Consider the following 25,181-nt stretch of genomic DNA (forward strand, 5'->3'; position numbering starts at 1 on the left):
CGAGGTCATGATCGTGGCGGTCGGCTTGAAGGCGACCCGGAAGACGATGTTCTCGCCGTTGGAGATGCCCCCTTGGATCCCGCCGGAGCGATTGCTGGTGGTGCGGACCTTGCCATCGACCATGCGGAAGGGGTCATTGTGCTCGCTGCCCTTGAGCAGGGTGCCGGCGAAGCCCGAGCCGATCTCGAAGCCCTTGGTCGCGGGCAAGGAAAGCATGGCTTTGGCAAGTTCGGCCTCGAGCTTGTCGAAGACCGGCTCGCCGAGGCCGGGCGGGCAGTTGCGGATGACGCACTCGACCACGCCGCCGACCGAGTTGCCCTCGCCGCGGACCTCCTTGATGCGCTCGATCATCGGCTCGACCATTGCCGGATCGCCGGTGCGGACGATGTTGCCCTCGATGTCCGCGGAAGTGACCGTCTCGGGATCGACAGTGGCATTGAGGTCGTGGATCGACTTCACCCAGGCGAGCACCTCCATGCCCGGCGCGAGGTGATCGAGCACCTTCTTGGCCACCGCGGCCGCGGCCACCCGGCCGATGGTCTCGCGGGCCGAAGCGCGGCCGCCGCCGGACAGCGCGCGGATGCCGAACTTGGCATCGTAGGTGTAGTCGGCGTGGGACGGCCGGTATTTCACCGCCATCTCGTCGTAGGCGCCGGGCCGCTGGTCCTCGTTGCGGACGACCACGGCAATCGGGGTGCCGAGGGTGCTGCCGTCGATGAGGCCGGAAAGGATCTCCGCCTTGTCGGCTTCCTTGCGCGGGGTGACGATCTCGCTCTGTCCCGGGCGGCGCCGATCCAGTTCATGCTGAATGTCTTCCACCGACAACGGGACGCGTGGCGGGACGCCGTCGATGATCACGCCGACCCCGCCACCGTGGGATTCGCCGAAGGTGTGGATGCGGAACGCGTGGCCGAAAGTCGATGACATGCGCGGGAGTGTAGGAATCCCGCGCCGCCCGCCAAGAGCGGTTTCAGGGCTTTATCTGTTCCACCAGATCGCAGGTCCCGGTCATCCAGCCGGCGGGATCGAAGCGCTCCGCGATGGCACGGGCGCGCTGTTTCATGGCCGGATCGTGGAGCAGGCGGTCCAGCACTCCCGCGATGTTTTTGGCGGTGAAATGCCGCGGCACCAGGCCGTCCCCGACCCCGAGGTCGCGGACGCGGCTGAGCGTGTCGAGCTGGTCGTGGGCCATCGGCTGGACGAGATGGGGAATGCCGGCCTGCAGGGTCTGGGCGCAGGTGCCGACCCCGCCATGGTAGCCGAGCGCCCCGGCCCGGGGCAGGACCTCGCTGAACGGGAGGTAAGTGAAATGCCGGACCCCGGCGGGAAGATCCGCGGGGATCGTCTTGGAAAATCGGCTCAGGAGGATGCCGCGCTTGCCGAGCATCCGGAGCGCCTTGACCGCCTCGGCGAAGAATTCGTGGCCGCGGTCCATCGCGCTGCCAGGCGTGAAGACCACCGTCGGATCGCCGTCGTCGAGGAAGTGGTCGAGATCGGGCGGCAGCTCGTGCTGGCCCTTTTCATCGAACAAGGGGAAGCCGGTCTGGCGGACCTGGGCCGGCCAGTCGGGCTGGGGCGGGCCGAACCAGTCCGGGAACAGCGCGATGACGCGGTCGGGGGAATGCCAACCGGTCAGCAGGTCCTTCGACGGCGTCAGGCCGTGCTCCGCGCGGAATCGGTTGAGGGCGGGCAGGGCGTGATGGTCCACGACCTTTCCGGCGCACCACCACTGGATCCGCTTCATCCAGCGGGGCGCGTTCTGTCCCACCGGCGCCCCGGGGAGCACCGGCTGGCGGTAACTGCTGATGAACAGCGAGGGCGCGAGGTGGACGGTGATCACCGGGATGTCTAGGAGCTCGCGGACGGTCAGCGTGGCCCAGGCCAGCGAGCTGGCGAGGATGACCGTGTTGCCCGGTTGATGGAGATCGCGGGTGGCGTCGAGGATCCGCTGGTAGCTCGGATCGACCGCGTTGCGGATCACCGCGGAGAGGGCCCGGCGCGGATGCCAGAGGTCGGGGTCGGCCTGGATCCGTTCGAAATCCTCCACCGTGCCCATGGCACGCATCTCAAGGCCGGCCCGTCGCACCATGCCGTCGAACATGGCGCTGGTGAGCAGGATGACCTCGTGGCCGCGCGCCTGCAGCGCCTTGCCCACGCCGACGAAGGGGTGGACATCGCCGGCGCTGCCCATGGCGTAGATCAGGATCCGCATCGGTGACCTCTTGGTGGCGGATCGGCGGCAACTTGGCAAGCGGCGCGGCTGTTAGCGCAGGCCCCACATCTTCTCGACCAGCGCGTAACCGGACGGGTCGAAGCTTTTCAGCTCCTCCCGCTCGAAGGGCTGGAAGTCGTTCCTGCCGAAATAGGCCTCGCTGCATTCGGCGAAGTATTCCTTTTCGTTGCTCAGCGCGTAGTGGCGGACCAGCTTGCCGTTGGCGCGCTTCACGTTCTCGTAGTCCTTCGTCGCCACCGCGCGGTCGAAAGCCTTGCGGATCTCCGCGTTCGCGTAGCCGTCCGGCAGCACGCGGTCGTGCCAGGCGTGGGCCAGTTCGTGGAGCACCATCAGCGGCTGGGTGGGCGCCCAGTCGATGAAATGATCGATGTTCTGGAGTTCGATCGAGCGCGCCATCTCGACCACCCGGCCGTTGTTCCGCAGCCAGTCGACCGACGGGTGATAGCACGCGCCTTGGTCCGCGTTGCGGCTGAGCCAGATCGGCACCTGCCGCAGTTTCGGCAGGGCGGCACCGGGCACCAGGCCGGCGACTTCCTTGAGCTTGGTTTCCAACAGATCCAGGGCCGCCTGCCGCCGCGGATGGTCCGCCAGGGACTTTTCGATGTGGACGGTCCAGCCGGCGATCGATGCGGTCTCGTAGTCGTCGGCGGTGAGGCCGGCCATCGAGATTGCGGGGCACAGGGTCAGGGCGAGCAGCAGGCGGCGGAGCAGCATGAACTCCTAACGGCGACTCCGGAGAAGATCGTTCAGCTTCCGCTTGGAATGCCACGGCCCGCCCGGTATCGCTGGCGGCATGAAATCACCCGTCGTCCTTTGCGGTGCCATGCTGGTGGCCGTTTCCGCCGTGTCGCCTGCCGCCGATCACCCGTGGGTGAGCCTTTTCAACGGCAAGAACCTCGACGGTTGGACGCCGAAGGTGGCGGGGCATGCGTGCGGGGAGAATCCCCACGACACGTTCAAGGTCGACGATGGCATCATCAAGGTTTCCTACGAAGGCTACGGGAAGTTCGACCAGCAGTACGGGCACCTCTTCACCAACATCGCCTACTCGCGCTATCTCCTGCGGATGGAATACCGCTTCACCGGCACGATGATGGCGGACGCACCTTCCTACGTGAACCTCAACAGCGGGGTGATGATCCACTCACAGTCGCCGCAGAGCATGGCGCTCGACCAGGGTTTCCCGGTGAGCCTGGAGTTCCAGTTCCTGGCGGACGAGGGCAAGGGCAAGCGGTCGACGGGCAATGTCTGCACCCCGGGCACGAACCTGGAAATCGACGGCAAGCTGGTGACGCAACACATCGTCGAGTCGAGCGCGCCGACCTTCCCCGCCGACGAGTGGGTCAAGATCGAGATCGAGGTCCGTGGCAACGACGAGGTCATCCACAGGGTCAACGGCAAGGAAGTCCTGCGCTACCAAAAGCCGCAGCTCGATCCCGAAGGGAGGATCGTTTCCGCCGCGGGGCTGCTCCAGGCCGGGGCGCCGGTTCAGCTCGAGTTCGGCTACATCGCCTTGCAGGCGGAGGGCCAGCCGGTGTGGTTCCGGAACATCGAGTTGAAGTCGCTGGAAGACTGATGGCTTGTGCCGCGGTGGTCCGCGTGGTCCGGTTCGGACATGTCGAACGCGATGCATGGGGTGGTGGCTTCGGCCGCGATGATTCTGATGGCAACGGCCGTCCGGGCAGCGGCTCCGGTTGATTTCGCCACCTATGCGATGACCCAGCAAGGGGACGTGGCGGCCGGGCGCGTGGTCTTCAATGCGCAGGGCTCGATGTGCGCGGCTTGCCACACCGTCGATGGCAGCGGCACCAAGGTCGGGCCGGATCTTTCCGCGGTCGGCGACAAGTTCGGCAAGAAGGACCTGATCCGCGCGGTGATCGAGCCGGGGGCCGAGGTGGCGGTGGGATTTGCCACCACGACGGTGACGTTGAAGTCCGGCGGCAGCCGGGTCGGGGTGATCCGGGCGATTTCCGACAAAGGGATCGATCTGATCGGGGTGGACGGGGCGATCTCGAAGATCTCCTCCGAAGAGGTCGCATCGCGCGAAACGAACGATGTCTCTCTGATGCCGCCGGGCCTGCATCTTGGCATGGAGCCGCAGGGCTTCGCCGACCTGATCGCTTATCTGGAATCGCTGCGTGCCGAGGTCAAGGAGGGGAACGATGCGAGCCCGGCGGTTATCCCGATGAGTCGCGGCCAGGCGCGGCTCGAGCCGCTGTTCGATCTGAAATTCGATCACCCGACGCTGTTCGGGTGGGTTCCCGAAACCCGGGAGCGCTCCGCCCTGGTGCTGGAGCATGCCGGGCGGATCCGGGCGGTCGAAGGCATCGGCAGCTCTGCGGAGAGCACGCCGTTCCTCGATCTTAGCTCGAAGGTGAAGCCCAGCGGGGCCACGGGATTGATGGGGTTGGCCTTCCATCCATTTTTTGAGAAGAACCGCCGCTACTACCTCCAGTACCAGGTCATGGAGGAGGGGACGACCTACACGATCATCGAGGAACGGACGATGAAGGCGGGGCAGGTCGAGGATTCCGGTCAAGCGGCCCGCGAGGTCATCAAGATCCGCGCCGCGACGCTGGACCACTGCGGCGGGGACATCCGGTTCGGGAGGGACGGATACCTGTATTTCGGCATGGGCGACACCGGGCCGCACCGGGATCCCCAGGGACACGCCCAGGAGATGGGGCTGCTGCTGGGGAAAATGCTGCGCATCGATGTCGACAAGCGCGACGGTGGCCTCGGCTACGGCATTCCCGCGGACAATCCCTACGTCGGCGTCGAGGGCGTGCGGCCGGAAATCTGGGCCAGCGGTTTCCGCAATCCCTACCGGTTCAGCTGGGATCTCGTGACCGGCGACCTGTGGCTGGCGGATGTCGGGCAGAACAAGTTCGAGGAGATCGACATCGTCCGCCGCGGCGGCAACTACGGCTGGAACGTCTACGAAGGCTTCGATGCCTTCTCCGATCAATATCGCCGCGACGGCGAAAGCTACGTCGCCCCGATCATGAGCTACGGGCGCAACCACGGCGTCTCGGTCACCGGCGGGCTGGTCTACCGCGGATCGAGGCAGCCATTGCTCCAGGGCAGCTACCTGTTCGGTGACTACGAGAGCCGTCGTATCTGGGCGCTCCGGCAGGACGGCGGGAAGTTCCAATCGGTCGTCGAGATCGCCCGGGCGCCGTCCCGGATCACGGCGTTCACGCCGGACGGGGAAGGGGAAGTCGTCGTGACCTGCTTCGACGACGGCCGGATCTACCGCCTGATGCTGGACGACGTGGACCCGCGTCCAGCGGACTGACTGGCGTCACCGGGCTTTCGCGGCGATTGCATTGAGCGCAGCCTCTTTGCATCCGGGGCACATGGCGCCGGATTCCCGATCCACCTTGCGGATGCTGGCTTCGATGTCCTGCATCACGCAGCCGGGCGCCTTGCAGTGGAGGAGGCCGGCAACATGGCCGATCTCGTGGATCGCGATTTTCCGCAAGCGCTCGAGCTGCGTCGCTTCATCGACACCTCCGGCTCCCATCCGGAAAGTCGATACCACGCAGACGCGTCCGTCCAACTCACCCAGTCCGTAGATGCCGAAGTCCTCACGGTCTCCTTTCGTTGTCGAGATATCCTTTGCCGTGATCGCGATCAGCACGGGTTGCTTGGGATCCGGCTCACGGCCGAGGTGATCCAGGATTTTCTCCGCCCGATAACGACCCCGCGGGGCATACCAAGCGGACTCGGGGAGAGGGACGGGTTTCAGCACGAGCACTTTCTTCCCATAGGCCTGCTCAAGTCCGGTCTTCATCACTTCGATCCGGTGCCGGTCGACGGTGCCCAGCGGCTGGATTGAAATCGATGCCCCGTCGGCCCCCGCAAAACCCGGGCAGGCGAGGAGCAGGACGAGCGCAATGAGGAATCGGATCATCGGAAGCAGTCTTGGGGACGGTGGTCGTGCGGGGCGATCCCGTAATCTCGGCATGTCGCGGATTGGCGCTTGAGCCGGGGCCGCGGCGGGTAAGCTCGCGCATGGCCCGGCCGAAGCCCGCGATTGTTTTCATCTTCATCACGCTGTTCCTCGATATCTTCGGGATCGGAGTGATCGTGCCGGTGCTGCCGAAGCTGGTCGAGGAGCTGCAAGGGGGCGATGTCCAGGCCGCGGCGCACGCGGTGGGCTGGCTCGGGGCCTTGTATGCCTTGATGCAATTCATCTTCTCGCCGGTGCTTGGCAGCTTGTCGGACCGCTTCGGGCGGCGGCCGGTGATCCTGTTTTCATTGCTGGGATCGGGCATCGACTACCTGGTGCTGGCGTGGGCGCCGACGATCGGCTGGCTCTACCTGGCGCGGATCGTTTCCGGCATCACGGCGGCCAATTTCTCGGCGGCGAGCGCCTACATCGCCGATGTCACGCCGGCCGAGAAGCGTGCGGCGGGATTCGGCATCATCGGCGCGGCCTTCGGGCTGGGCTTCATCGCCGGGCCTGCCATCGGCGGGCTGCTCGGCGGATTCGGGTTGCGCGTGCCATTCCTGGTTGCGGCCGGGATCACGCTGTTGAATTGGCTCTACGGTGCCTTCGTTTTGCCCGAATCGCTGGCTCCGGAAAACCGCCGGCCCTTCACCTGGGCGAGTGCCCACCCGATCAAGACCCTGAGCGCGCTGCGGCGCTGGCCGCTGGTGTTCGGATTGGCCGGGACGCATTTCCTGAGCATCCTCGCGGGGAATATCTACCCCTGCCTGTGGGTGCTCTACACCGGGCACCGCTACGGCTGGAACAGCAAGCAGGTCGGCCTGTCGCTGGCGCTGGTCGGCGTGATGGCGGCGATCGTCCAGGGCGGGCTGGCCGGCCGGGTGATCCGGGTGATCGGTGAGCGCCGCGGGATTTATCTCGGCCTGCTCGCCATGACCGTGGCCATGGCCTGCTACGGGGCGGCGACCGAGGGCTGGATGATCTACGGCATCATCCTGATCGGGTCGATCGCCGGCATCGGTTCGCCCGCGACCCAATCGATGATCTCCCAGTCCGTGCCTGCCGACGAGCAGGGGGCGGTGCAGGGCGCACTCAACAGCATCACCAGCGTCGCCGGGATCGCGGCGCCCTTGCTGTGGACCGCGCTGTTTTCCTGGGCCATCGCGCCGGAACGGTCCCCGGAGGTGCCGGGACTGCCCTTCTTCGGGGCGGGTCTCGTGGCGCTTGCGGCTGCCGGGCTGGCGTGGCGGGCATTCCGGCGCGCGGCGTGAAGGAGTCAGGGCCGTGGTTTTTCCAGCGCGCCGGTTTTCACCAGCTTCACCGGGGTGCCGACCTTGGTCACCTCGTAGAGTTTCGGCACGAAGTCCTTGGGCAGGCGGATGCAGCCGTGCGATGCCGGTTCGCCGGGGCGGGGGATCTCACCGGCGTGGAGGCCGATCCCGTAGGAGGTGATCCGCATCCAGTGGAGCATCGGCGCCGGATGGTAGATTTCGCCGGGTGGAACGGGCGTGGTCGGCTTGGCGTCGCCGTTGGTGACATTGCCCGCGGCATCGGTGATCCAGCCGTAGCGGTCGGAGTATTTCACCTCCATCTTCTCGGTGATCCGGTAGTTCCCGGGCGAGGTCGAGTGGCCTTCCTTGCCGGTGGAGACGTAGGACCAGCCGATCTGGCGGTCGCCACGGCGGTAGGTCGCGACTTGGGCGGACAGGTCGACCTCGACGGAAACCTCGCCGGGGCCGCCGTCATCCTCCCATTCATACATGACATAGGACGCCTTCGGCGGCGGGCCGGGGTCGAAAAGGTTGCAAGAAGCCAGGAGCGCGGCGAAAAGGCAGGGGAGGCGAAGGCTCGGTGACATTCGGGTCGTTGTGTCGCCAAACAATCGATTTTCCCTGGAATCTCCTGCATATTCGCCGGGCTCCCGCCGGATCGGCCGGCGCGGGCTTTGTCCTTGCCTGTTCCGGGCTCATCGGGAAAATCCCCGCCCCCGCGGCGGGACTCTATGAACGCGACCTTCCAGGAAATCGGTGACGTTTTCGCCCGGCACGAGTCCTTCGTGCTGATCAGCCACGTGCGCCCGGACGCCGATGCCATCGGCTCGCAGATCTCCCTGGGCCTCGCGCTCGAGGCCGCGGGCAAGAAGGTCCGACTGATCAACGAGGACGGGCTTCCCGACAACCTCGCCTTCCTCGACGGGGCGGACCGGATCGAGCTGCCGCCGGCCGAGCCGCTGGAAGTCGAGGTGGCCATCGCCCTCGACACCGCGACCAAGCCGCGCCTCGGCGACGCCGCCCTGAACGCCGCCTCGGCGGCGAAGCTGTGGGTCAACATCGACCACCACAAGTCGAACCCCGGCTACGGCGATGTGAACCACATCGACTCCGGCAGCCCCGCGACCGGCCAGATCCTTTACAAGCTGATCACCACCCTCGGGCTGCCGATGCCCGACGCGACCCGCGACGCCATCTACGTGGCCGTTTCCACCGACACCGGTTCCTTCCAGTATCCGTCGACCACCGAGGAGACCTACCTGATGGCCGCCGATCTCATCCGCCGCGGGCTGAACGTCGGTGAAATCAACTCGCTCACCTACGACAGCCACCCGCTGCGCCGGATCGAGCTCACCCGTGCTCTGCTCAACACGCTCGAGATCACCGGCGAAGGCCGCGTCGCCCACTGGGAGCTCACCATGGCGACCCGCCAGGCGCTGGGCGTGAAGGCCGAGGACAGCGAGGGCCTCATCGACATGATCCGTGGCATCCAGGGCGTGATCGTCGCGGTGTTCTTCGAAGAGCTTCCCGACGGCAAGATCCGCGTGTCGATGCGCTCCAAGGATCCGCGCGTCGACGCCTGCAATGTCTGCGCCGAGTTCGGCGGCGGCGGCCACGCGCTGGCCGCCGGAATCCGCATGGCCGGTCCGCTGGCCGACGCGAAACAGCAGGTGCTTGCCGCGATTTCCCGCGCCCTCCCCGCGAACTGACACCGTTTTCCCAAAATGAACCGACCGAACCCCGGACCCATCGTCCCCAGCGGCGTGCTGCTGATGGACAAGTCGCCTGACATGACCTCGCACGACGTGGTCGCCATCGCCCGCCGTTCCCTCGGAACCAAGAAAATCGGGCATTGCGGCACGCTGGATCCGATGGCCACCGGGTTGCTCATGCTGGTGGTCGAGCGCGCCACCAAGATCCAGGACCTGCTCATGAGCGAGGACAAGGAGTATCACGGCACCCTCACGCTCGGCAAAACGACCTCGACCCAGGACCGCCAGGGAGAGGTGCTCGAGGAAAAGGAAGTGCCGGCCTTCACCACGGAACAACTCGACGAGGCCTTCGCCGCTTTCACCGGCGACTTCGAACAGATCCCGCCGATGGTGTCCGCGATCAAGAAGGACGGCGTGCCACTCTACAAGCTGGCCCGCAAGGGACAGGAGGTCGTCCGCGAACCGCGGCCGGTGAAGGTGCTCGACTACAAGATCACCCGCGTCGAGCTGCCCGAGATCGACTTCGTCGTGAACTGCTCGAAGGGCTTCTACGTCCGCACCTACGCCCACGACATCGGGGCGAAACTCGGCTGCGGGGCGCATCTCAGCAACCTCCGCCGCACCCGTTCCGGCCGTTTCACGCTCGACCGTGCGATCACTGTGGACCAGCTGAAGGAGATGCCCCGCGAGGAGCTCTGGAAGTCGTTGGTGAGTCTCGCCGAGATCTCGCTGATGCGCGGCGCCTGAGCCTGTCCGGTTCTGCCCGCTCCTGCGAAAGCCCGGCACCGGTTGCCGGGCTTTTTCGTGCCTGCCTTTCAGTAGTCGCGGCGGCAGAAAATCCACGCCGCAAGCGACAGGATCACGACCTCGAACAGCGCCGAGGTGCCGAAGACATAGGCCGCCGAGTGGCGGTTCTCGAGGCGCTTCATGGCTGCCGCCTTTTTGGGGTCGGGCAGCTCGCCTTTCAGCAAGTCGTCCAAGGTCACGCCGGACAGCAGCGAATCCCGCTCCTTCATCCGGACCAGCCGCTTGAGATAGTTCGTCGCGTCCCGGGTCTTCGGGAGCGGCAGCACGGCCCTTTCGATGTTGCGGTGCATCGCGACCATCTCGGGGTCCTTTTCGCGGGATTCTCCCTCGGACCGGGTTCCGCTCCGGAAGTCCACGGTCACCCCGGCTTCCGGGTTGAAATGGCTGATTTCGTAGAGGCCTTCCTCGCCCCATTGAACGAGCAGCGCCGTGCCCCACATCATGAATGCCCCCAGCAGTGCGAACAAGGTCGAGCGGGTCCAGATCCCGATCCAGACGGCCATGCAGTAGAGCAGGCTGAACACGAAGGTGATCACCGGAACCGCCCAGAAGACGGTCAGGTTCCATTCCCCGACCCGCATGCCCAGCGCGACGAAAACGATCGTGGTGAAGACCGTCACCTGCAGCGCCACGAACATGAGACCACCGAAGTACTTCAACAGGAACAGACGCAGTCGTCCGACCGGTTTGGACAGCGCAATGCCGATCGAGCCCTCGGAGATGAAATCGGGGAAGATGCTCGCCGTCGACAGCAGTGCCAGCACCACCGCGACCCAGGCCAGCCAGAGCTTCACGATCACGTCGGTGAAAATCATCACGTAAAACGCCGCGGCCTCCGGCTTGCCCTCCTGCAGGAGCGGGTTCTCCATCGTCTTCGCGCCGAAGAACAAGGTCATGCCCTTGGCGTTGAAACCGATCGAGGCATAGAACAGCGCCACCAGCACCGAGATCCCGAGGGCAAACCAGAAGAGCTTCCTTGCCTGCAGCAGCCGGAACGAGTCCCACAAGATCGCCAGGGCCGCCCTCATGGTTTGCCTCCTTCCTGCCGGGCACTGCTCACTGCGGAAAGGAACAGCTCTTCTAGCGACTGCCGGACCTCCTTCAACTCCCGGATCACCACGCCGGCCGCGCGCAGGGCATCGATCACGCCCTGGACCTCACCGGCATCCGCCGCGGGGACGGTGATCCGGTCGCCGGCCACCTCCAGGCCGGCGGTTTCGAGCTTGCCGCGGATCTCCGGCGGAACCGGGCCGAGGCTGCGGATTTCGAACATTCGCGACCCGGCCGTTAGATCCCGGACCTTGCCGGACCGGATCACCTTGCCGCGGGAAAGGATCGCCACCTCGTCCGCCACCTGTTCGACCTCGCCGAGGAGGTGGCTGTTGACGAAGACCGTCCGGCCTTGTTCCCGCATGGCCTCGATCAGCTTGCGGATCTCGATGCGGCCTTCGGGGTCGACGCCGTCGGTCGGCTCGTCGAGGAACACGATTTCCGGTTCGTTGACCAAGGCCTGGGCCAGTCCGATCCGCTGCTTCATGCCCTTGGAGTAGGTGCCGACCTTCTTGTCACCCCAGTCGCCCATTCCCACGGTGCCGACCAGTGCTTCCGCCCGCTCCTTCGCGATCCGGCCGGGAACTCCCGCGAGTCCGGCGGAATAGCGGATCACCTCCCGGCCGGTAAGATAATCCGGAAAGCGGGCGTGCTCCGGCAGGTAGCCGACCCTCGCCAACGTCTTGCGGTCGCCGATACTCTTGTCCAGGAGGCTGCCGCGGCACTCGGTCGGCCGGATGATGGTCAACAGCGACTTCACCAGCGTGCTCTTGCCCGCGCCGTTCGGGCCTAACAGCCCGAACACGGTGCCCCTCGGCACGCTCAATGCCACCCCGTCGAGCGCCACGAACTTGCCGTAGCGCTTCTTCAGGAACTCGATCTCCACCGCCGGCCGCTCCCTCATCTGCCTGACACTTCACCCGCCGCTCCCGGACTTGCCAAGGAGATTGCAGAAACGGCCGGGCAGGCCGACGGGAGTGCTTGCCGGTGCCTTCGCGATGCTCCACCCTTCAGAGGTGGAGTATTATTCCGATCCATTGTTACCCGTGGCCGATGACGATGGGTCGGAGTCCGCGGACCCCTTGGAGGTACGCCGGGAGCATCTCGAACACGAGACGGCCGTCCGGGCCTTGGGGTGGTTGTTGTGCACGGGCGGCATTCTCATCTTCGCGTTGACGGTGATCATCGGGTTGGAGGGCGTGATCTTGCATTCCTCTCCGGGCGCCACGTTCAAGTTGCTCATTGGCTTTGCCGGGGCGTCGTTGCCCTACGTGACTGGCGTGGGATTGAGGCGCTTGGAGTCCTGGGCGCTTCCCTCCGCGATACTTTTCCTTTTCGTCGGCATGCTGTTGGTGCCGATCGGCACGCTGCTCGGCGGATACGGGATCGGTGTCCTGTGTTGTCCCCGAGGCCACCGGATCCTTTCCGGCGAATACCGGGAGATCGTCGCGCGGACCCCCGGGGTGAAGTGGCGGGTCGGTACCACCTTGAAGCGGGTGCTGGTGATCGCGCTATTGCTCGAGGCCGCCATGATCGCTTGGCTTTCCCGGCAATGAGGACCGGGCAGGGGGGTGCCGCGAATCCGGGAACGCGGGTGTCAAACGTCCGGCCACTCCCTGACGTAGCGGATCTGGGCAGCCTGCTGGGGCGAGTGGGGGTAGCGGGCAAGCTTGGCCGGAGGCATGTGGGATGCGTAGAGACGTTGCACTTCGGCGAGGGCCGGGCCTCCGTCCATTCCGCTTTCGCGCAACCAGCATCCGATGACCGTGCCAGTGCGGCCGATGCCGCCCCAGCAGTGGACGTAACAGGCACGATCCTTGGCGATTTCGGAGCGGATCCGGTCGAGGGCCCGCTGCATCACCGAGGGCTCCGTGGGGATTTTCATGTCCTGGATCTGGAAGGAGTAGCGCTTGAGACCAAGGGAACCGGCGTCGTCGATCCCGGTAAAGAGCGGTTCGTAGGGAGCGAGGTCGTCGATTTCGTGGGTCAGGTCGATGAAGGTCCGGACGTCCTTGTCGACCAGTTGTTGCAGGCGGACGAGGGCGACTTCGGGTTGGGCGTGACCGGGATACTCGCCGGCAAGCAGTCCCGGTTGGACCGGGTAGTGGTGGACCTTCATGGCCGGCACCATGGCGGTGGAAAAGCAGGATGGAAATTCCATTTGCTCAGGCGGGTCATCGCGGTCATGTTCCGGCCGTCAGCAATTGGGGGCGTTCTGGTTTCGACGGGATGTTCAAAATGCTGGTTGCACGTGGAGGTTGATCGGCTGGCCTCCTAAAAAGCCGCTCAAAACAAATAAATGCAGACTCTAACGAGCTCGCACTTGCTGCTTAATTGACAGCATCGTCAGAACCCCGACGTCCGCTAGGGGGGAAGGCGCAAACTTAGCGGACTGGCCGAGGCGCCGGGGAACCGGGCACCTTGGCGAGACTCAACAGGATCCTAGGAAGGTTACCGCCGCCGGTGAGCACAGGCCTTCCGAAACACCAGATCGCCGGCTAAACGTGTAGATACCCGCGTGGATGACGTTCCGGACAGGGGTTCGACTCCCCTCGCCTCCACCAAATGGCCCCCGGCAGAAGCTGCCGGGGGCCTCCTGTTTTCCGGGATCTCCCATCTCTGAACCGAGATCGCTTTCTCATCGGTGCGGGGCAGTTCGCCGTGATTCTGACTTTCGCGGAATTAGAAGAGGCCGCGTCAACAGTCCGATGCAGTCGAGATGACACGCCCGGGGCCGGGCCCGCCTGGTGCTGGGGAGGTTCCAGGCCGACCACCGGACCCGGGCGAAACTTACTTCTGCTTCCGGTTGGTGCTGCCCTTCGGAACCACCACGCATACGCTGGCATGCGTGGCGTTCCCCGATCCGTCGGCAACCACACATCGGATCGTGTACTTGCGGCCGTCCCCGCTGCCGATGCGCTCGCTGCGCAGCGGAATCTCGCCTTCCCAGAATCCGGTTTCGGCATCGTAGCCCATGGTCACGGGCACCGGAGCACCATGGCCGTCCTGGCCGTCGATGTCGCCGGTGAAATTGCCGTCACCGGTCGAGTCGTCGGCTTCGTCACTCGTGGCGGTGCAGCTGACAAGCAGGTCCCCCGGGGTCGAGCACTCGTCGGAAATGACGAGGCGCACCAACACCGGAACCATTTCGTGATTCGGCGGCCACAGCATGTCGTGGCTCGCATCGGTGATCTGGATGACGGGCGACTCGGTATCGACGATCAACACCACGACGTTGGCGGAATCCATCGCACCGCATCCGTCGGTGACGGTCAGGGTGACGCGCGTCGATCCCAGGGGGAAACGGGCGGAAGGCGCGGGGCTGGTGGGGTCGTCGAAGTCGATGCTGTCCGCCACCCACAGGAACTGCAGGTCGTCGCCTTCGGGGTCGCCCGACGCGGTGCCGTCGAGCCGGACCACCGTGCCCTCGTGTGAATCACATTCGAGGGAAACGTCGGCACCCGCGTCGGCGAGGGGAGGGGCGTTGGTGACGGTGACCGTCTGGGTGGCGGTGCCGGCGTTTCCAGCGGCATCGAGGGCGGTCCACACGACCACGGTGGTGCCGACCGGGAAGCGCCCAGGGGCGTTGTGGGTCACCGAGACAACGCCGCAGTTATCGCTGACGGAGGACGGGAGGCCGAGGGCGATGCCGGCGGCTTCGCAGACATTCGCGTCGTGCGGGACCGTGACGTCGGCGGGCCCGATGATCACCGGAGCCTCGTCATCGACCACGGTCACGAGCTGGGTACAGGTCGCGGTGTTGCCGCCGATGTCGGTGACGGTCCAAGTCACCACGGTGGCGCCCAGTGGGAACACCGCGGGGGCGTCGTTGGCAATGGAAACGACCTCGCAGTTGTCGGAGACCGTGGGCAGGGCGAGCACGACTCCGGACGCCTCGCAGGTGCCATCGTCGGTGCCCACCGTCACGTCCGCGCTGGCCACGGCCACCGGGGCGATGGTGTCGACCACCGTCACCTTGGTTTCGGTGCGGGTCTCCTCGATGCCGTCGTGAAGGATCAGCTCGACCGTGCTCTCACCGAATTCGAAGTGTTTCGTCAGCGTGACCGGGGTGCCTGCCACCACGCTTTCCTCGGTGGCCACGGACTCGCCGTTGACAAGCCAGGTCACGGCGAGCGGGTCGGCATCCGCGTCGGCAGTGCCGGCCGCCAGGGTCACCATGGTTTCCACCGTGCCGTCCGCGTGATCGTGACACTCCACGGTCACGGGGTCCGGCACGTCCGCCACGGGCGCGTGGTTGATCACGGTGACGTTCTGGGTGCAGACCAGCGTGTTGCCAGCGGCATCCCGGGCGGTCCAGATGACTTCGTTCTCGCCGAGCTCGTAGTTGGCGGGTTCCAGCGCTTCCACCGTGACGGTGGCACCGGTGGGATCGGTGTTGTCCGCCACACCGGTGGGCGTGCCGATGACGACACCGGTTGCCCGGGTCGAGCCGGGATCGTGGGCGACCACCAGGTCGGGCGGGCAAGTCATGGTGGGCGCTTCGCGGTCGACCACGGTCACGAGCTGTTCGCAGGTCGAGACGTTGCCGCCGATGTCGGTGACCGTCCAGGTGACGATCGTTTCACCGAGGGGAAATGCGGCCGGTGCGTCGTTGGTCACGGAGGCAACCTCGCAGTTTTCGGAAATCTCCGGGGCCACCAGGGTCACGCCGGTAGCAACGCTTTGGCCGGGATCGGTATTCACCTCCACGGGGGGCTGGCAGACCAGCACGGCGGCGATCGTATCGACCACGGTGACGATCGTGCTGCAGCTTTCGGTCACCGTGCCGTCGTCCACGCTGACTTCCACCGTGCTCTCGCCGTAGGGGTAGCTGTAGGAAAAGTGAACGTGGGTGCCGCTGGCGACATCCGTGGTGGTCTGCCGCACGACACCGTCCACCTTCCACACGACGGTGAGTAGGTCGCCATCGGCATCCTCGACCGTGGTCGCAAGCTCGGCCAGCACGCCGGGTCCGCCGTCATCGGTCGTCTGGCAGGAGCACTCGAACTCATGCTCCGGTGCCGGGCAGGTGAGGGTGGGCGCCGAGTTGCCGGCTCCGATGCGGGCGATCCAGGGTTCCTGATAGGCGCGGCCATCGATCCAGTGGATGCCCTGTCCCGCCACGATTGTGCCATCGGCAGAAAGGGAGAGGGCATCGCGAAGTTCCCAATCGGACAGATCGACTCCGAAGTCGCTGGTGAGGATTTCTTCGATGTTCCGCATGCCGCCGGCTTCGGTCCACGCGAATGCCTTCTGTCCGATGACGCTCGTCCCGGAGTAGAGATTGGACAAGCCGACGACCACTCCGCCATCCGCGGAGATGCCGCGTGCGATGGAATTGCGGAAGCCATCTGATCCAGTGGAAAGCGCGCCGAGGCTCTGCAAGCCGCCGGTTTCGGTCCAGCGGAAGACTTCGCGGCCCTGATAGGTCGATCCCGAATAGAGGTTGGAATATCCGGTAACGGTGCTGCCATCCGCGGAGATGCCACTGGCGATGGCATAGCGGAAGCCATCTGATCTAGTGGAAAGCGCGCCGAGGCTCTGCATGCCGCCGGTTTCGGTCCAGCGGAAGGCTTCGGTGCCCTTCCCGACCGATCCCGAATAGATCTCGGAATAGCCAGCCACGGTGCTTCCATCCGCGGAGAGGCCGATGGTGTAGGCATAGCGGTATCCATCCGATCGGGTGGAGAGTGCACCGAGGCTCTGCATGCCGCTGGTTTCGGTCCAGCGGAAGGCCTCGCGGCCCACAGCGGCCAAACCGGAGAAGATAACGGAATCTCCGGCCACAATTAATCCATCCGCGGAGATGCCCCTGGTATGGGAATCACGATATCCATCCGAGCGGGTAGAAAGTGCGCCGAGGCTCTGCATGCCGCCGGTTTCGGTCCAGCGGAAGGCTTCGGTTCCCTGGTAGGTCAATCCCGAATAGGCGTAGGAAGATCCGGCGACGGCGCTTCCATCCGCGGAGATGCCACTGGTGACGGCAAAGCGGAAGCCGGCCGAGCCGGTGGAGAGAGAGCCGAGGCTCTGCAAGCCGCCGGTTTCAGTCCAGCGGAACGCTTCGTAACCTTGATAGGTCGATCCCGAAAAAATCTGGGAATCTCCGGCCACGTTGCTTCCATCCGCGGAAATGCCTCTGGTGATGGCATAGCCGTAGCCATTCGAGTCAGTGGAGAGAGCGCCGAGGCTCTGCATGCCGCCGGTTTCGGTCCAGCGGAAGGCTTCGTAGCCCAGATAGGTCGATCCCGAATAGACCTGGGAATATCCGGCCACGGCGCTCCCATCCGCGGAGAGGCCGCTGACCTGGGCATAGCGGGCACCACTCGAGTGGGTAGAAAGATGCCCCAGCCCTTCGAAAGCCGGGGGGGCGGCACTGGCTGCGGTGGCCGTGGAAAGGACGGCCAGAGCGATGATCCGGGCGCGCGAGCCCGGCGAGGGGGAGGGGATGTCGGGGAGGGTCATGGCTGATGGGGGTGGGGGCTGTTGGGGAGGGGCGAGTCGTGTTTCTGTTTGTCCTGGTGATCTGTTAGGTGGGCGGACTCCAGGGGCGTCTCATGAAAGTGAGGTGATTGATGAAGAGTGCGGTGGAGCTAAACTTGTCCAAACAAGAGGGAGGTATCTTTCGCTCCGTGCATCGGATGGTGCCTTGCGATGGGGAGGCTTGGGCCGAGCGACGCTCGTCGGCGAAAGGCAGAGGGTCGCGTTGCCCCATGGGCTTGCTGGAATTCCGGGGGGCACGCGTGGCAATATGGCGGATGGCCCGCATTACGAATACCCCCCTGTTTAGGGGTCAGCTTCCGTGTTTCGATGGACCGGGTGAGCGGTCTCAGCCGACGGAACCCGTCCCGCCGTTCTCCTGGGCGCGATCGCCGCCGTCGCCGTGTGAGAACCGGCTGACGAGTTCGGCATGGGAGTTTACCTTGAATTTCGCGTAGAGCTCCTTGCAGTAGCCGGAAACCGTGTGGATCGAGATCCCCAGGTGGGAGGCAATCTCCTTCCGGGACGCGCCCTGGATCAGGAGGTTCAGCACCTGCCGGAGACGGGGCCCCATCCGCAGTGGCGGTGTATCGATTCCCGGGATGTCAAAGTGCAGCCACGGGACTTCCAGTAGCACGACGTGGGCAATCCGCGATTCCCGCGGCGAGAAGGCGGGCCGGCCGAAACGGCGGTACAACGCCACGGCGCTGGCGCCCCCGTGATTGAGCGGGTGAAAGCTCAGGATCACCGGTCCCACGCCGGCCTCCTTCCAGATCGAGGCCACTTCGGAGGCATCGTAGACGGCATCGGGAATGATCTGTTCGCGACGCCGTGTCAGAGGCCGCTTGTCCGCCGCAAAGTCCGCGAAAATCGGGGCGCAAAGCCGTTGCATGTCGGGATGCTCGTTGGCCTGCAGGGCGCTGGTGAACTGCTCGTCCGAAAATCCGCCCCTCACGATGCAGGCATACTCCGGCTGGCGGCCGCTTTCGGAATGCTGGGAGACTCCCCAGATCCAGGCATCCGAGTCAATCAGTCTCGCGAGGCCCTGGAGCAACGACGTTCGCTTTTCGGCCATCGTGCCGCCGGCGACCGCGATCTCGCCGAGCAAGCGCACGATCCGTCCGACGTCCTCAAGTGGCAATGATTCGGGCTGCGGAGCAGTGAGCGGGTTCATGGGATCAGCAGGAAAGCGGTGGGCTCGGGGCGTGCTTCTGGCGGCAAGCAAGCGGCCGCCGCGAATGGAAGGCATCGATCATTCGGGAGGTCGGACATTCGCCCGATGTGGCGTGCCTCGCTGGATGGCGGGCGATGGACACGGCTTCCGGTGGGCGGCTCCAAGGTGATCCGTTCATGCGGGGACTTCCGGCTCAGTTCTTTTCCAACAGTTCCTCCGCCTCCCGGAGGAACAGGTAGGCATCATCCAGGTTGTCGCCCGCTCGCGCGTCGTACTTCGGATCATAAAGCAATTGTCTCCCCCTCGCGATGTCCCGCTTCGCCTCGGCGGGCTTGCCCAGCCGGGCGGCGGCCATTCCCCGCAGAAAGAAAATCATGCAACGGTCCAACTCGTGGACGACTTCGAGGGGCGGCGAGAGCAGCTTCCATGCTTCATCGAAGTTGCCCTCCCGGTAGGCGATCAGGGCATAGGAGATCGTCTTCGACCTCTCGCTTCCTTGGAATGCCAGGCCCTGCCGGAGGGCGCGGCACCCTTCTTCCACGAGGCCGGGGTTCCGGCGTGCGGTCGGGTAGAGCAGGAGGTATCCGATCATCCGGAGGTCGTTCGGCGTCGGGTCCTGTTGCAGATAGGGGGGCAGTAGTTTGCAGAACTCGAGGAAAGCGGCGGGGTCCTTGCGGGCGGCCAGGATCAAGGCGGATTGTCGGATGACCACGGGATCCCGTCGGTCGAGCGCTTCCCGGGCATGCTCCTCCATCGAAGGTCGTTGGAAGCTTTGGGTGGGCTCATCATGAGCTTCGATCGGCGGCTTGTCCGCATCCGGCTCGTTCCATGCCAGCAGCCGCACCCCCGCGAGCCGCAGGTCCTCGTTCCAGCAGTTGTAGTCGTGCAGGGACAGAGCCAGCACATGCTCTCCGGCGTCCAATGCAGCCGTGAGCTTGATGCGGCTGAGGCTCCCGGCCGACAAGCCGCGACATTTCGAGGGCTGGAGGGATGCATCCAGCGGGTCGGATGGGAGGTTGTCGCGGCCGACTTCCTTGCCGTCGAGGAAGATGACGACGCCGTCGTCGGCTTGTAGCTGGAGCTCCAGGCGGTTGAAAGGCCGGGTGCTGGTGAAACGGTGCCGGAAGAAGGCGAGCTGAGGGGCGCTCTTGTCCTGGGCGCGGCGGATGTCGACTTCACCGGTCCATTGACCCTCGAAGTCCTCGTAGCCGAATCCACCCAGCACCGAGTCGCGATCATTCTCCCAACCGGAGTCGTCGAAGTCGGGCATCATGAAGGTGGTGAAGAATCCGGGATCGTCAGGGCTGGGGTCCGATCCGTTTTCAGCCCGGAACCACCGCCACCTCGAGTCGGGGGCGATCAGGACCTCAGGATGGTCCGCGGTGTCCTCCAGCGCATTCCGATAGAGCCCGGCCAAGAGCTCGAGTTCGTAGTCGTGACGTGCCGCCTGTACCCTGGTGGCATCTGCCGGCCGGTCCAGGGCGCGGTAGGCGAGCGCCAACCGGGCCAGGACGCTGGCACGATCGGGCAGTGGAATGCGATCGGGGAGACGCACAAGCATGGACTCCAGCAGGACGGCCGCCTCGGACTGCGCACCTGCCTGTTGGAGCGCCTCGACGAGTTGATACTTACGAAAGAGCAACCATCCGTCATTTCCGTCGAGAACCTCGCGGCAGTCGTTCAGGATGTCCTTTGAAACTTCGATCGCCCGCCGCGGTTTTCCCAGCTCACGATAGCACCTTGCGAGACTGCCATGATAGTTGAACGGGTTGTTGAATTCCCTTGCGCCCAGATGCGGCTTCACCAGTTCAATGCCTTCCTCGAGCCGGGAGGCACCCCGTTCATAGTCGCCCAGATGCATCAGCGCGTATCCGATCCGGGCCGTGACATCGCCCTTGAATGGGAGCGGCAACTCGACGGTGGTGTTCTCCAGCCGGTCGAGGAGCTCTTCAAAATGGTCGAGGGCCCGTCGATAGCGACCGGCCCGGAGGAAACCGTTGGCGGCGTCGGCTTGAATCGTCTGGGATCGGGGGTCGTCGGGACGGTGTTGCCGCAGCCACTCCAAGCGTCGTTCGCTGCAGAGAGCGAAGTCCTCGAAGCGTCCGATATTGGCATGGACCCCGGCCAGCATGCTCAATGCGAAATAGGTCGGACCGCCGCGAGGGATGTGCTCATCCAAGCGCGGGATGAGAGATTCCAACATCAGGATCCCCTCCGCGGGGTTGCCTTGCCGAATGAACTCATCGGCCGCATCGATTTCCGAAAATAGGCTTACGAGGTGGCCTTCGGGGAGTAGCCTCGTGACGAGCTTGCGGATATGCATCTTGATGACTCGGGCATCGTCCATCCTTCCGGCTGCTTCATAGGTGTTCGCGAGGTCCTTGCATCTTCCAATGTAGTCGTCCGATGCTTCCCCGAGCATCTCCCGGGCCTTGGCGGCAAGGGTCTCCGCGAACGGTGTTGCCAGATCATATTCGCGAAGATCGATGAGCCGGTGATGAATGGCGGTGAACGAGTCGTCCAAGGTGGGAATCAGAGCGAGAGGAACCGATGCGGAAGCAGCGATCTCGGGCATTGACTGGACCGCGGCGAAATTCATCCGGCCGAGGAGATGCCGATCCTCCGGGCTGGAAGCGGGGGAACTCGGGTTTTCCGTGGGGGCGTGAACGAAGGCATCGAGGAAATCCCGGCAAGCTGCGACGAAGGTGGGGTCGTCCCCGTGCTTCAAGGCGTGACTCATCAGGTTCTTTCGGATGTCGACCACTTCGCGCGACTTCGGGGCATAGTGGTTTCCCGCAGCCGCCAAGGCCTTCGCGAGGAGGGCTTTGGACCTGGCGATTCCCTCAGCGGCGTCGCCGGATTCGCGGAGGGCGAGACGCTGGTGCAAACTCAGGCTCAGGTAATGGCCGGAGCTGGCGCGGCCGCCGGTGTCCGCTAACAATTTTCTCTCCAACACGCGAGCCTGTTCGATCTCCCCCGAGGCTTGCAGGGCAGTGGCCAAATCTCCCTCGACAAAGCTCGTTTGCATGACGTCCAACTTCCAAATGCCGGCGTTCTCGAGCATATGTCGCGCGATGTCTGCAGCTCGCTTCGGGTCTACCCCTTCTGCCAGAACGCCAACGTAATCCCGCACGCAACCAAAGTGTGATCCGGACCAGCGTTCCTCCGACGAATCGTAAGAGGCAAGGACGGCGTCGAGATGTTGGCGAGCCATCCAGTGGCGCTTGGTGCGGAAACACGCCATTCCCAGCTGCCAGCGGATGGCTCGCGCGAGGCCGGCCCGATCTCCGGAGGACTCCGTCTCGCCGATCTGCGAGTGCAGCTCGGAGAGCTCGGCATAGGCCCGTTGGTATCGCCCGCTCATCAAATCGCCGGTGGCCAGCCAGAAGCGACCCAGAAGCGCGTCGTGGCTCCGCGGGCCGCCCTCCTTGAGACCGCGTTCCATGAAGCTCCGAGCCAAGCTCGCGCGCTCCTCGAAGCGACCGGCATGGGTGTAAGAGTTGATGAGACGCCAAGTGGCATCACGCCGTGCCCCGTCGGACCGATGGGCCTGTTCGTCGAGCGCGAAGGCATCCTCCTCCACTTCGGCGGCCCCCAGGTACCTCCCGAGTTTTTGAAAGGAGTCGCTGAGGGTGCGGAGCAGCACGACTTTCCGCTCGGGTGGCATCGTTTCGTTCGCCCTCAGATCGACAAGCGCCTTGTCGAGGAGGTCGATCACCTTGACGTCCTCCCCCTGCTCCCACGGCGTGGGGCTCCTCAGCAGGTCAATGAGGAAATCGGAAATCTGCTTGGCGTTGTCCTTCGCTGTCACGGCTTCATTCCGCTGCTGGTCGGCAATGCGCTCGGCCTCACGGGCGGCGTGGCTTTCCGCCCGGGCGACCTTCAGCTGGGCGAGGCTCACCAAGGTGGCGGTGACCAGTGCCGCGACCACCATCGTCGCGGCGGCCAGAGGGCCCTTGCGGCGTTTGGCGAATTTCCGCATCCGATAGGCAAGCTCCGGCGGGCCGGCTTCGACGGGTTCTTCGTTGGCCCGCCGATCGAGGTCCTGCAAGAGCGACGAGACCGAGGGGTAGCGCCGGGCGGGATCCTTCTCGAGGCAACGGAGGGTGATCCAGTCGAGCTCGCCGCGGATGTGGCGATGCTCCTCCGAATCCTTGACGAGAGAGGAGGGCTTGGGGGGATCGATCTCGCGGATGTGGCGGCGCAGTTCGTCGAAGGGCAGCTTGGGATCGAAGGGGAGGCGGCCGGCGAGCAATTCGTAGAGCAGGACCCCGAGACCGTAGACATCGCTGCGGGCATCAAGTTCGCCCTCCCCGGCACCGGCGGCCTGCTCGGGGCTCATCGAGGCCGGGGTGCCGACGATCTCCTCGCCCCGTGTCAGGAGGGTGTGATCGGATTCGTCCAGGACACGGGCAATGCCGAAATCGATCACCTTGGCCGTTACCATGTCGCCGCTTTTGACGACCATGACGTTCGACGGCTTGAGGTCCCGGTGAATGAAGCCCTTCAGGTGAGCATGGTGGATGGCGGTGGCGATCTGGCGAAAGAGCTGGAGACGCTTGTCGAGGGAGGGTCGTGCCGCGGTGCAGAACTCGGCCAGGGAGCTGCCTTCGATCCATTCCATCGCGAAATACGGGCGACCGTCGCGCGTGGCCCCGCCATCGAAGAAACGGGCGATGTGCGGATGATCGAGGCGGGCCAGGGCCTGCTGTTCGAGTTCGAACCGCGCCCGGGCCCGCGGGGAGAAAAGCCCGGACTTGAGGACCTTGATCGCGGCGTCCCGCTGGACGGGACGATGCTGGTGCCCTTTCCATACTTCCCCGAAGCCGCCCTCGCCGCAGCGTTCGAGGAGTTCGAATGCCCCGAGGCGGGTGCCCGGCTCCAAAGTAACCGCCGGGTTCAAGGACGCGTTCGTGCGGGACCCCGATCCCGGGGGAATGAGGGAGGGGGTGAGGGTGACTTCGCCGGTCTCGAGATCGATGAAGGTCGTTCCGGGCGTGACGCTCAGGGACAAGCCTTCCGCATGGGCACGCTCCATCACGCCGGCGGTGGACGTCATGATGATTGAAAGGCGTTCGGGGAAGTTTGTCGGGCCGTGGGCGGCGAGGGCCTCCCGGAGGGTCGGGTGCTCGGGGCGGACGGTAAGGAAATAGAAGGCGCCACAGAGATCCCCGAACTCGAGGATGCTTGCCACGCCATCCATGCCGGCAGTCGCGAAACGGCGTGCCCGGTCCTCAAGCGCCGCCGCGCCTCCCGCCCGTTCGAGCGCTGTGCCGGTCAACACCTGCAGGATGGCCTGCTCCTCGCGTTCGCCATCGGGGACGGAAACGGCGAAGGTGGCTTCCTGGTCGCTCTCGTGAAGCCGGTCTTCGAGCCGCCATTGGGGAAAGACCTCCGCCCAGGTGGTCCCGGCGACGGTGGTCCCGGCGACGGGGCGCTTGCCGCGATTGCCGGATGGCGTTCGTCCTGCTTGTAGCAGGCAGGCGGGACAGAGCGGGAGGAGAAGCGAGGTGGAGCGGGCCACCACCTTGCCACAAGTCTCGCAGCGGGTGGTGGTATCGGGGGAGGGGGCATGGGGCATGGCGCAAACAAGGGTCTCTTGAGGGAGAGAAACCCGATCGGCCGCGAACGTGACGGAATGGCTAGGACATTGGCGCCGGGGTTTCGAAGATTGCGAAGAGTTCGTCGATTTCGGCATCGATGTCCTCCGAGTCCGCCACCGTGGCCGAGACCTCGCTGCGGATCAGGACGCGCAGTTTCTGACGCATCCGGAAGCCGGCCCGCCGGGCGGCATCCTCGGTGAGACCCAACAACCGGCCGGCCTCGGCAAAGCTGATCCGGGGTGCGTGTCCGGCGATCATGGGAGCAAGCACCCGGACCACTTCGGGCCGGCCGTTTTCCTGGTATTCCGCGGTCAATTGCGCCATGGCGCGTTCGAGGATGCCGCAGGCCCAGCTCCGGTCAAAGACCACGTCGGGGCTGGCCGAATCGTGGGAAGACGCCTCCAGCCAGGCTTCCCCGAGGTCACGGTCGATCGACAGATGGGGGACCCCTCCGCCCCGCTTGAGGCGATTGCGGTCCCGCCAGTCGTTGCGGAGAAAGTTGGTGAGCGACGCCAGCAACCAGCTGCGGAAGCGCCCCTTGTGGGCGGTGAGGTCTTCGAAGGCGTCCCGGGCGATGAGGGCCAGCAGGAAGTCCTGGGTGAGATCTTCGGCTTCGGCGGAGTTGTGTCCCTTGCGCCGGATGAAGCCGTAAACGGCCGGCCAGTAGTTGCGGGCAAACATCTCGAGAGCCACCTGCCGCGGCTCGGAGTCACCGCCAAGCGCTTGCACGATGGACCAGCGGGTGGTCGGCATCTCGGCCCTCGAATGGCAGGTTTCGAGAATCGGGTTGGGCATGATTCGCCGGATCATGATTCAAAGTGCGATAGCACGTTAGGAAGTTTCGCCGCGGGCTCAAGCTTGATTGACCCGTGCTCCGCGAGACGGGTCGATCATTCGGA

18 protein-coding genes and 1 other RNA gene are annotated in these 25,181 nt (G+C 65.1%); 7 read left to right on the top strand and 12 right to left on the bottom strand.

The window, feature by feature from the left end:
• The 3 genes from aroC to IG178_RS14190 all read right to left on the bottom strand — a co-directional run.
• On the bottom strand, positions 1 to 927 hold a 927-nt coding region (gene aroC, locus IG178_RS14180), incomplete at its 3' end, for a chorismate synthase (RefSeq protein ID WP_193213222.1).
• Between the two features lie 43 nt (positions 928 to 970).
• Positions 971 to 2,212 (bottom strand): glycosyltransferase, encoded by a 1,242-nt coding sequence (locus IG178_RS14185; RefSeq protein WP_193213223.1) that lies wholly within the window; start codon positions 2,210 to 2,212, stop codon positions 971 to 973.
• Between the two features lie 51 nt (positions 2,213 to 2,263).
• The gene (locus IG178_RS14190; RefSeq protein WP_193213224.1) at positions 2,264 to 2,947 is read right to left on the bottom strand and encodes a zinc-dependent peptidase; all 684 of its coding nucleotides are present in this window, start codon (positions 2,945 to 2,947) and stop codon (positions 2,264 to 2,266) included.
• A 79-nt stretch (positions 2,948 to 3,026) separates the two neighbouring features.
• Between IG178_RS14190 and IG178_RS14195 the strand changes: the two genes are divergently transcribed.
• A complete protein-coding gene (locus tag IG178_RS14195; RefSeq protein WP_226895445.1) occupies positions 3,027 to 3,809 on the top strand; it encodes a 3-keto-disaccharide hydrolase in 783 nt (260 codons plus the stop codon).
• Positions 3,810 to 3,896: 87 nt separating this feature from the next.
• Positions 3,897 to 5,531, top strand: a complete 1,635-nt coding sequence (locus IG178_RS14200) for a PQQ-dependent sugar dehydrogenase (RefSeq protein ID WP_193213225.1) — start codon at positions 3,897 to 3,899, stop codon at positions 5,529 to 5,531.
• A 6-nt stretch (positions 5,532 to 5,537) separates the two neighbouring features.
• Here IG178_RS14200 and IG178_RS14205 read toward each other — a convergent pair whose 3' ends face one another.
• Positions 5,538 to 6,149: a matrixin family metalloprotease gene (locus IG178_RS14205; RefSeq protein WP_193213226.1), complete on the bottom strand. Its 612-nt coding sequence runs from the start codon at positions 6,147 to 6,149 to the stop codon at positions 5,538 to 5,540.
• Between the two features lie 101 nt (positions 6,150 to 6,250).
• On the opposite strand from IG178_RS14205, the gene IG178_RS14210 reads away from it, so the two are divergent.
• Positions 6,251 to 7,459 carry a TCR/Tet family MFS transporter gene (locus tag IG178_RS14210; protein ID WP_193213227.1) on the top strand — a complete coding sequence of 403 codons (1,209 nt, stop codon included), beginning with the start codon at positions 6,251 to 6,253 and terminating at the stop codon, positions 7,457 to 7,459.
• A gap of 5 nt (positions 7,460 to 7,464) precedes the next feature.
• On the opposite strand, the gene IG178_RS14215 is transcribed toward IG178_RS14210, so the two are convergent.
• A complete protein-coding gene (locus IG178_RS14215; protein ID WP_193213228.1) occupies positions 7,465 to 8,046 on the bottom strand; it encodes a L,D-transpeptidase in 582 nt (193 codons plus the stop codon).
• 144 nt (positions 8,047 to 8,190) lie between these two features.
• Between IG178_RS14215 and IG178_RS14220 the strand changes: the two genes are divergently transcribed.
• Together IG178_RS14220 and truB are read left to right on the top strand one after the other, a co-directional pair.
• Positions 8,191 to 9,168: a DHH family phosphoesterase gene (locus IG178_RS14220; protein WP_193213229.1), complete on the top strand. Its 978-nt coding sequence runs from the start codon at positions 8,191 to 8,193 to the stop codon at positions 9,166 to 9,168.
• A gap of 15 nt (positions 9,169 to 9,183) precedes the next feature.
• Positions 9,184 to 9,918 carry a tRNA pseudouridine(55) synthase TruB gene (gene truB / locus IG178_RS14225; RefSeq protein ID WP_193213230.1) on the top strand — a complete coding sequence of 245 codons (735 nt, stop codon included), beginning with the start codon at positions 9,184 to 9,186 and terminating at the stop codon, positions 9,916 to 9,918.
• Between the two features lie 68 nt (positions 9,919 to 9,986).
• Here the strand turns inward: truB and IG178_RS14230 are convergent, their stop codons facing one another.
• Both IG178_RS14230 and IG178_RS14235 read right to left on the bottom strand, forming a co-directional pair.
• Positions 9,987 to 11,006 carry an ABC transporter permease gene (locus tag IG178_RS14230; protein WP_193213231.1) on the bottom strand — a complete coding sequence of 340 codons (1,020 nt, stop codon included), beginning with the start codon at positions 11,004 to 11,006 and terminating at the stop codon, positions 9,987 to 9,989.
• Entirely contained in the window at positions 11,003 to 11,932 is a 930-nt protein-coding gene (locus IG178_RS14235) for an ABC transporter ATP-binding protein (RefSeq protein WP_193213232.1), read from the bottom strand. Before IG178_RS14235 ends, IG178_RS14230 begins: the two co-directional genes overlap by 4 nt.
• Before the next feature lie 142 nt (positions 11,933 to 12,074).
• On the opposite strand from IG178_RS14235, the gene IG178_RS14240 reads away from it, so the two are divergent.
• Positions 12,075 to 12,584, top strand: a complete 510-nt coding sequence (locus IG178_RS14240) for a hypothetical protein (RefSeq protein ID WP_193213233.1) — start codon at positions 12,075 to 12,077, stop codon at positions 12,582 to 12,584.
• Between the two features lie 41 nt (positions 12,585 to 12,625).
• On the opposite strand, the gene IG178_RS14245 is transcribed toward IG178_RS14240, so the two are convergent.
• Positions 12,626 to 13,189, bottom strand: a complete 564-nt coding sequence (locus IG178_RS14245; protein WP_193213234.1) for a protein-tyrosine phosphatase family protein — start codon at positions 13,187 to 13,189, stop codon at positions 12,626 to 12,628.
• A 45-nt stretch (positions 13,190 to 13,234) separates the two neighbouring features.
• Here IG178_RS14245 and ssrA point away from each other — a divergent pair.
• Positions 13,235 to 13,592: a transfer-messenger RNA gene (gene ssrA / locus IG178_RS14250) on the top strand.
• Positions 13,593 to 13,818: 226 nt separating this feature from the next.
• On the opposite strand, the gene IG178_RS14255 is transcribed toward ssrA, so the two are convergent.
• The 4 genes from IG178_RS14255 to IG178_RS14270 all read right to left on the bottom strand — a co-directional run bounded on the left by IG178_RS14255 (position 13,819) and on the right by IG178_RS14270 (position 25,077).
• Complete coding sequence (locus IG178_RS14255; protein ID WP_193213235.1) at positions 13,819 to 17,490, bottom strand: HYR domain-containing protein; 3,672 nt, start codon at positions 17,488 to 17,490, stop codon at positions 13,819 to 13,821.
• A 364-nt stretch (positions 17,491 to 17,854) separates the two neighbouring features.
• Entirely contained in the window at positions 17,855 to 18,679 is an 825-nt protein-coding gene (locus IG178_RS14260) for a response regulator transcription factor (protein WP_193213236.1), read from the bottom strand.
• Positions 18,680 to 18,872: 193 nt separating this feature from the next.
• Positions 18,873 to 24,260, bottom strand: a complete 5,388-nt coding sequence (locus IG178_RS14265) for a serine/threonine-protein kinase (RefSeq protein ID WP_193213237.1) — start codon at positions 24,258 to 24,260, stop codon at positions 18,873 to 18,875.
• A 61-nt stretch (positions 24,261 to 24,321) separates the two neighbouring features.
• Entirely contained in the window at positions 24,322 to 25,077 is a 756-nt protein-coding gene (locus IG178_RS14270; RefSeq protein WP_193213238.1) for an RNA polymerase sigma factor, read from the bottom strand.
• Positions 25,078 to 25,181: the final 104 nt, after the last annotated feature.

This window comes from Neoluteolibacter marinus, from assembly GCF_014904755.1.
Taxonomy (GTDB): Bacteria; Verrucomicrobiota; Verrucomicrobiia; order Verrucomicrobiales; family Akkermansiaceae; genus Haloferula; species Haloferula marina.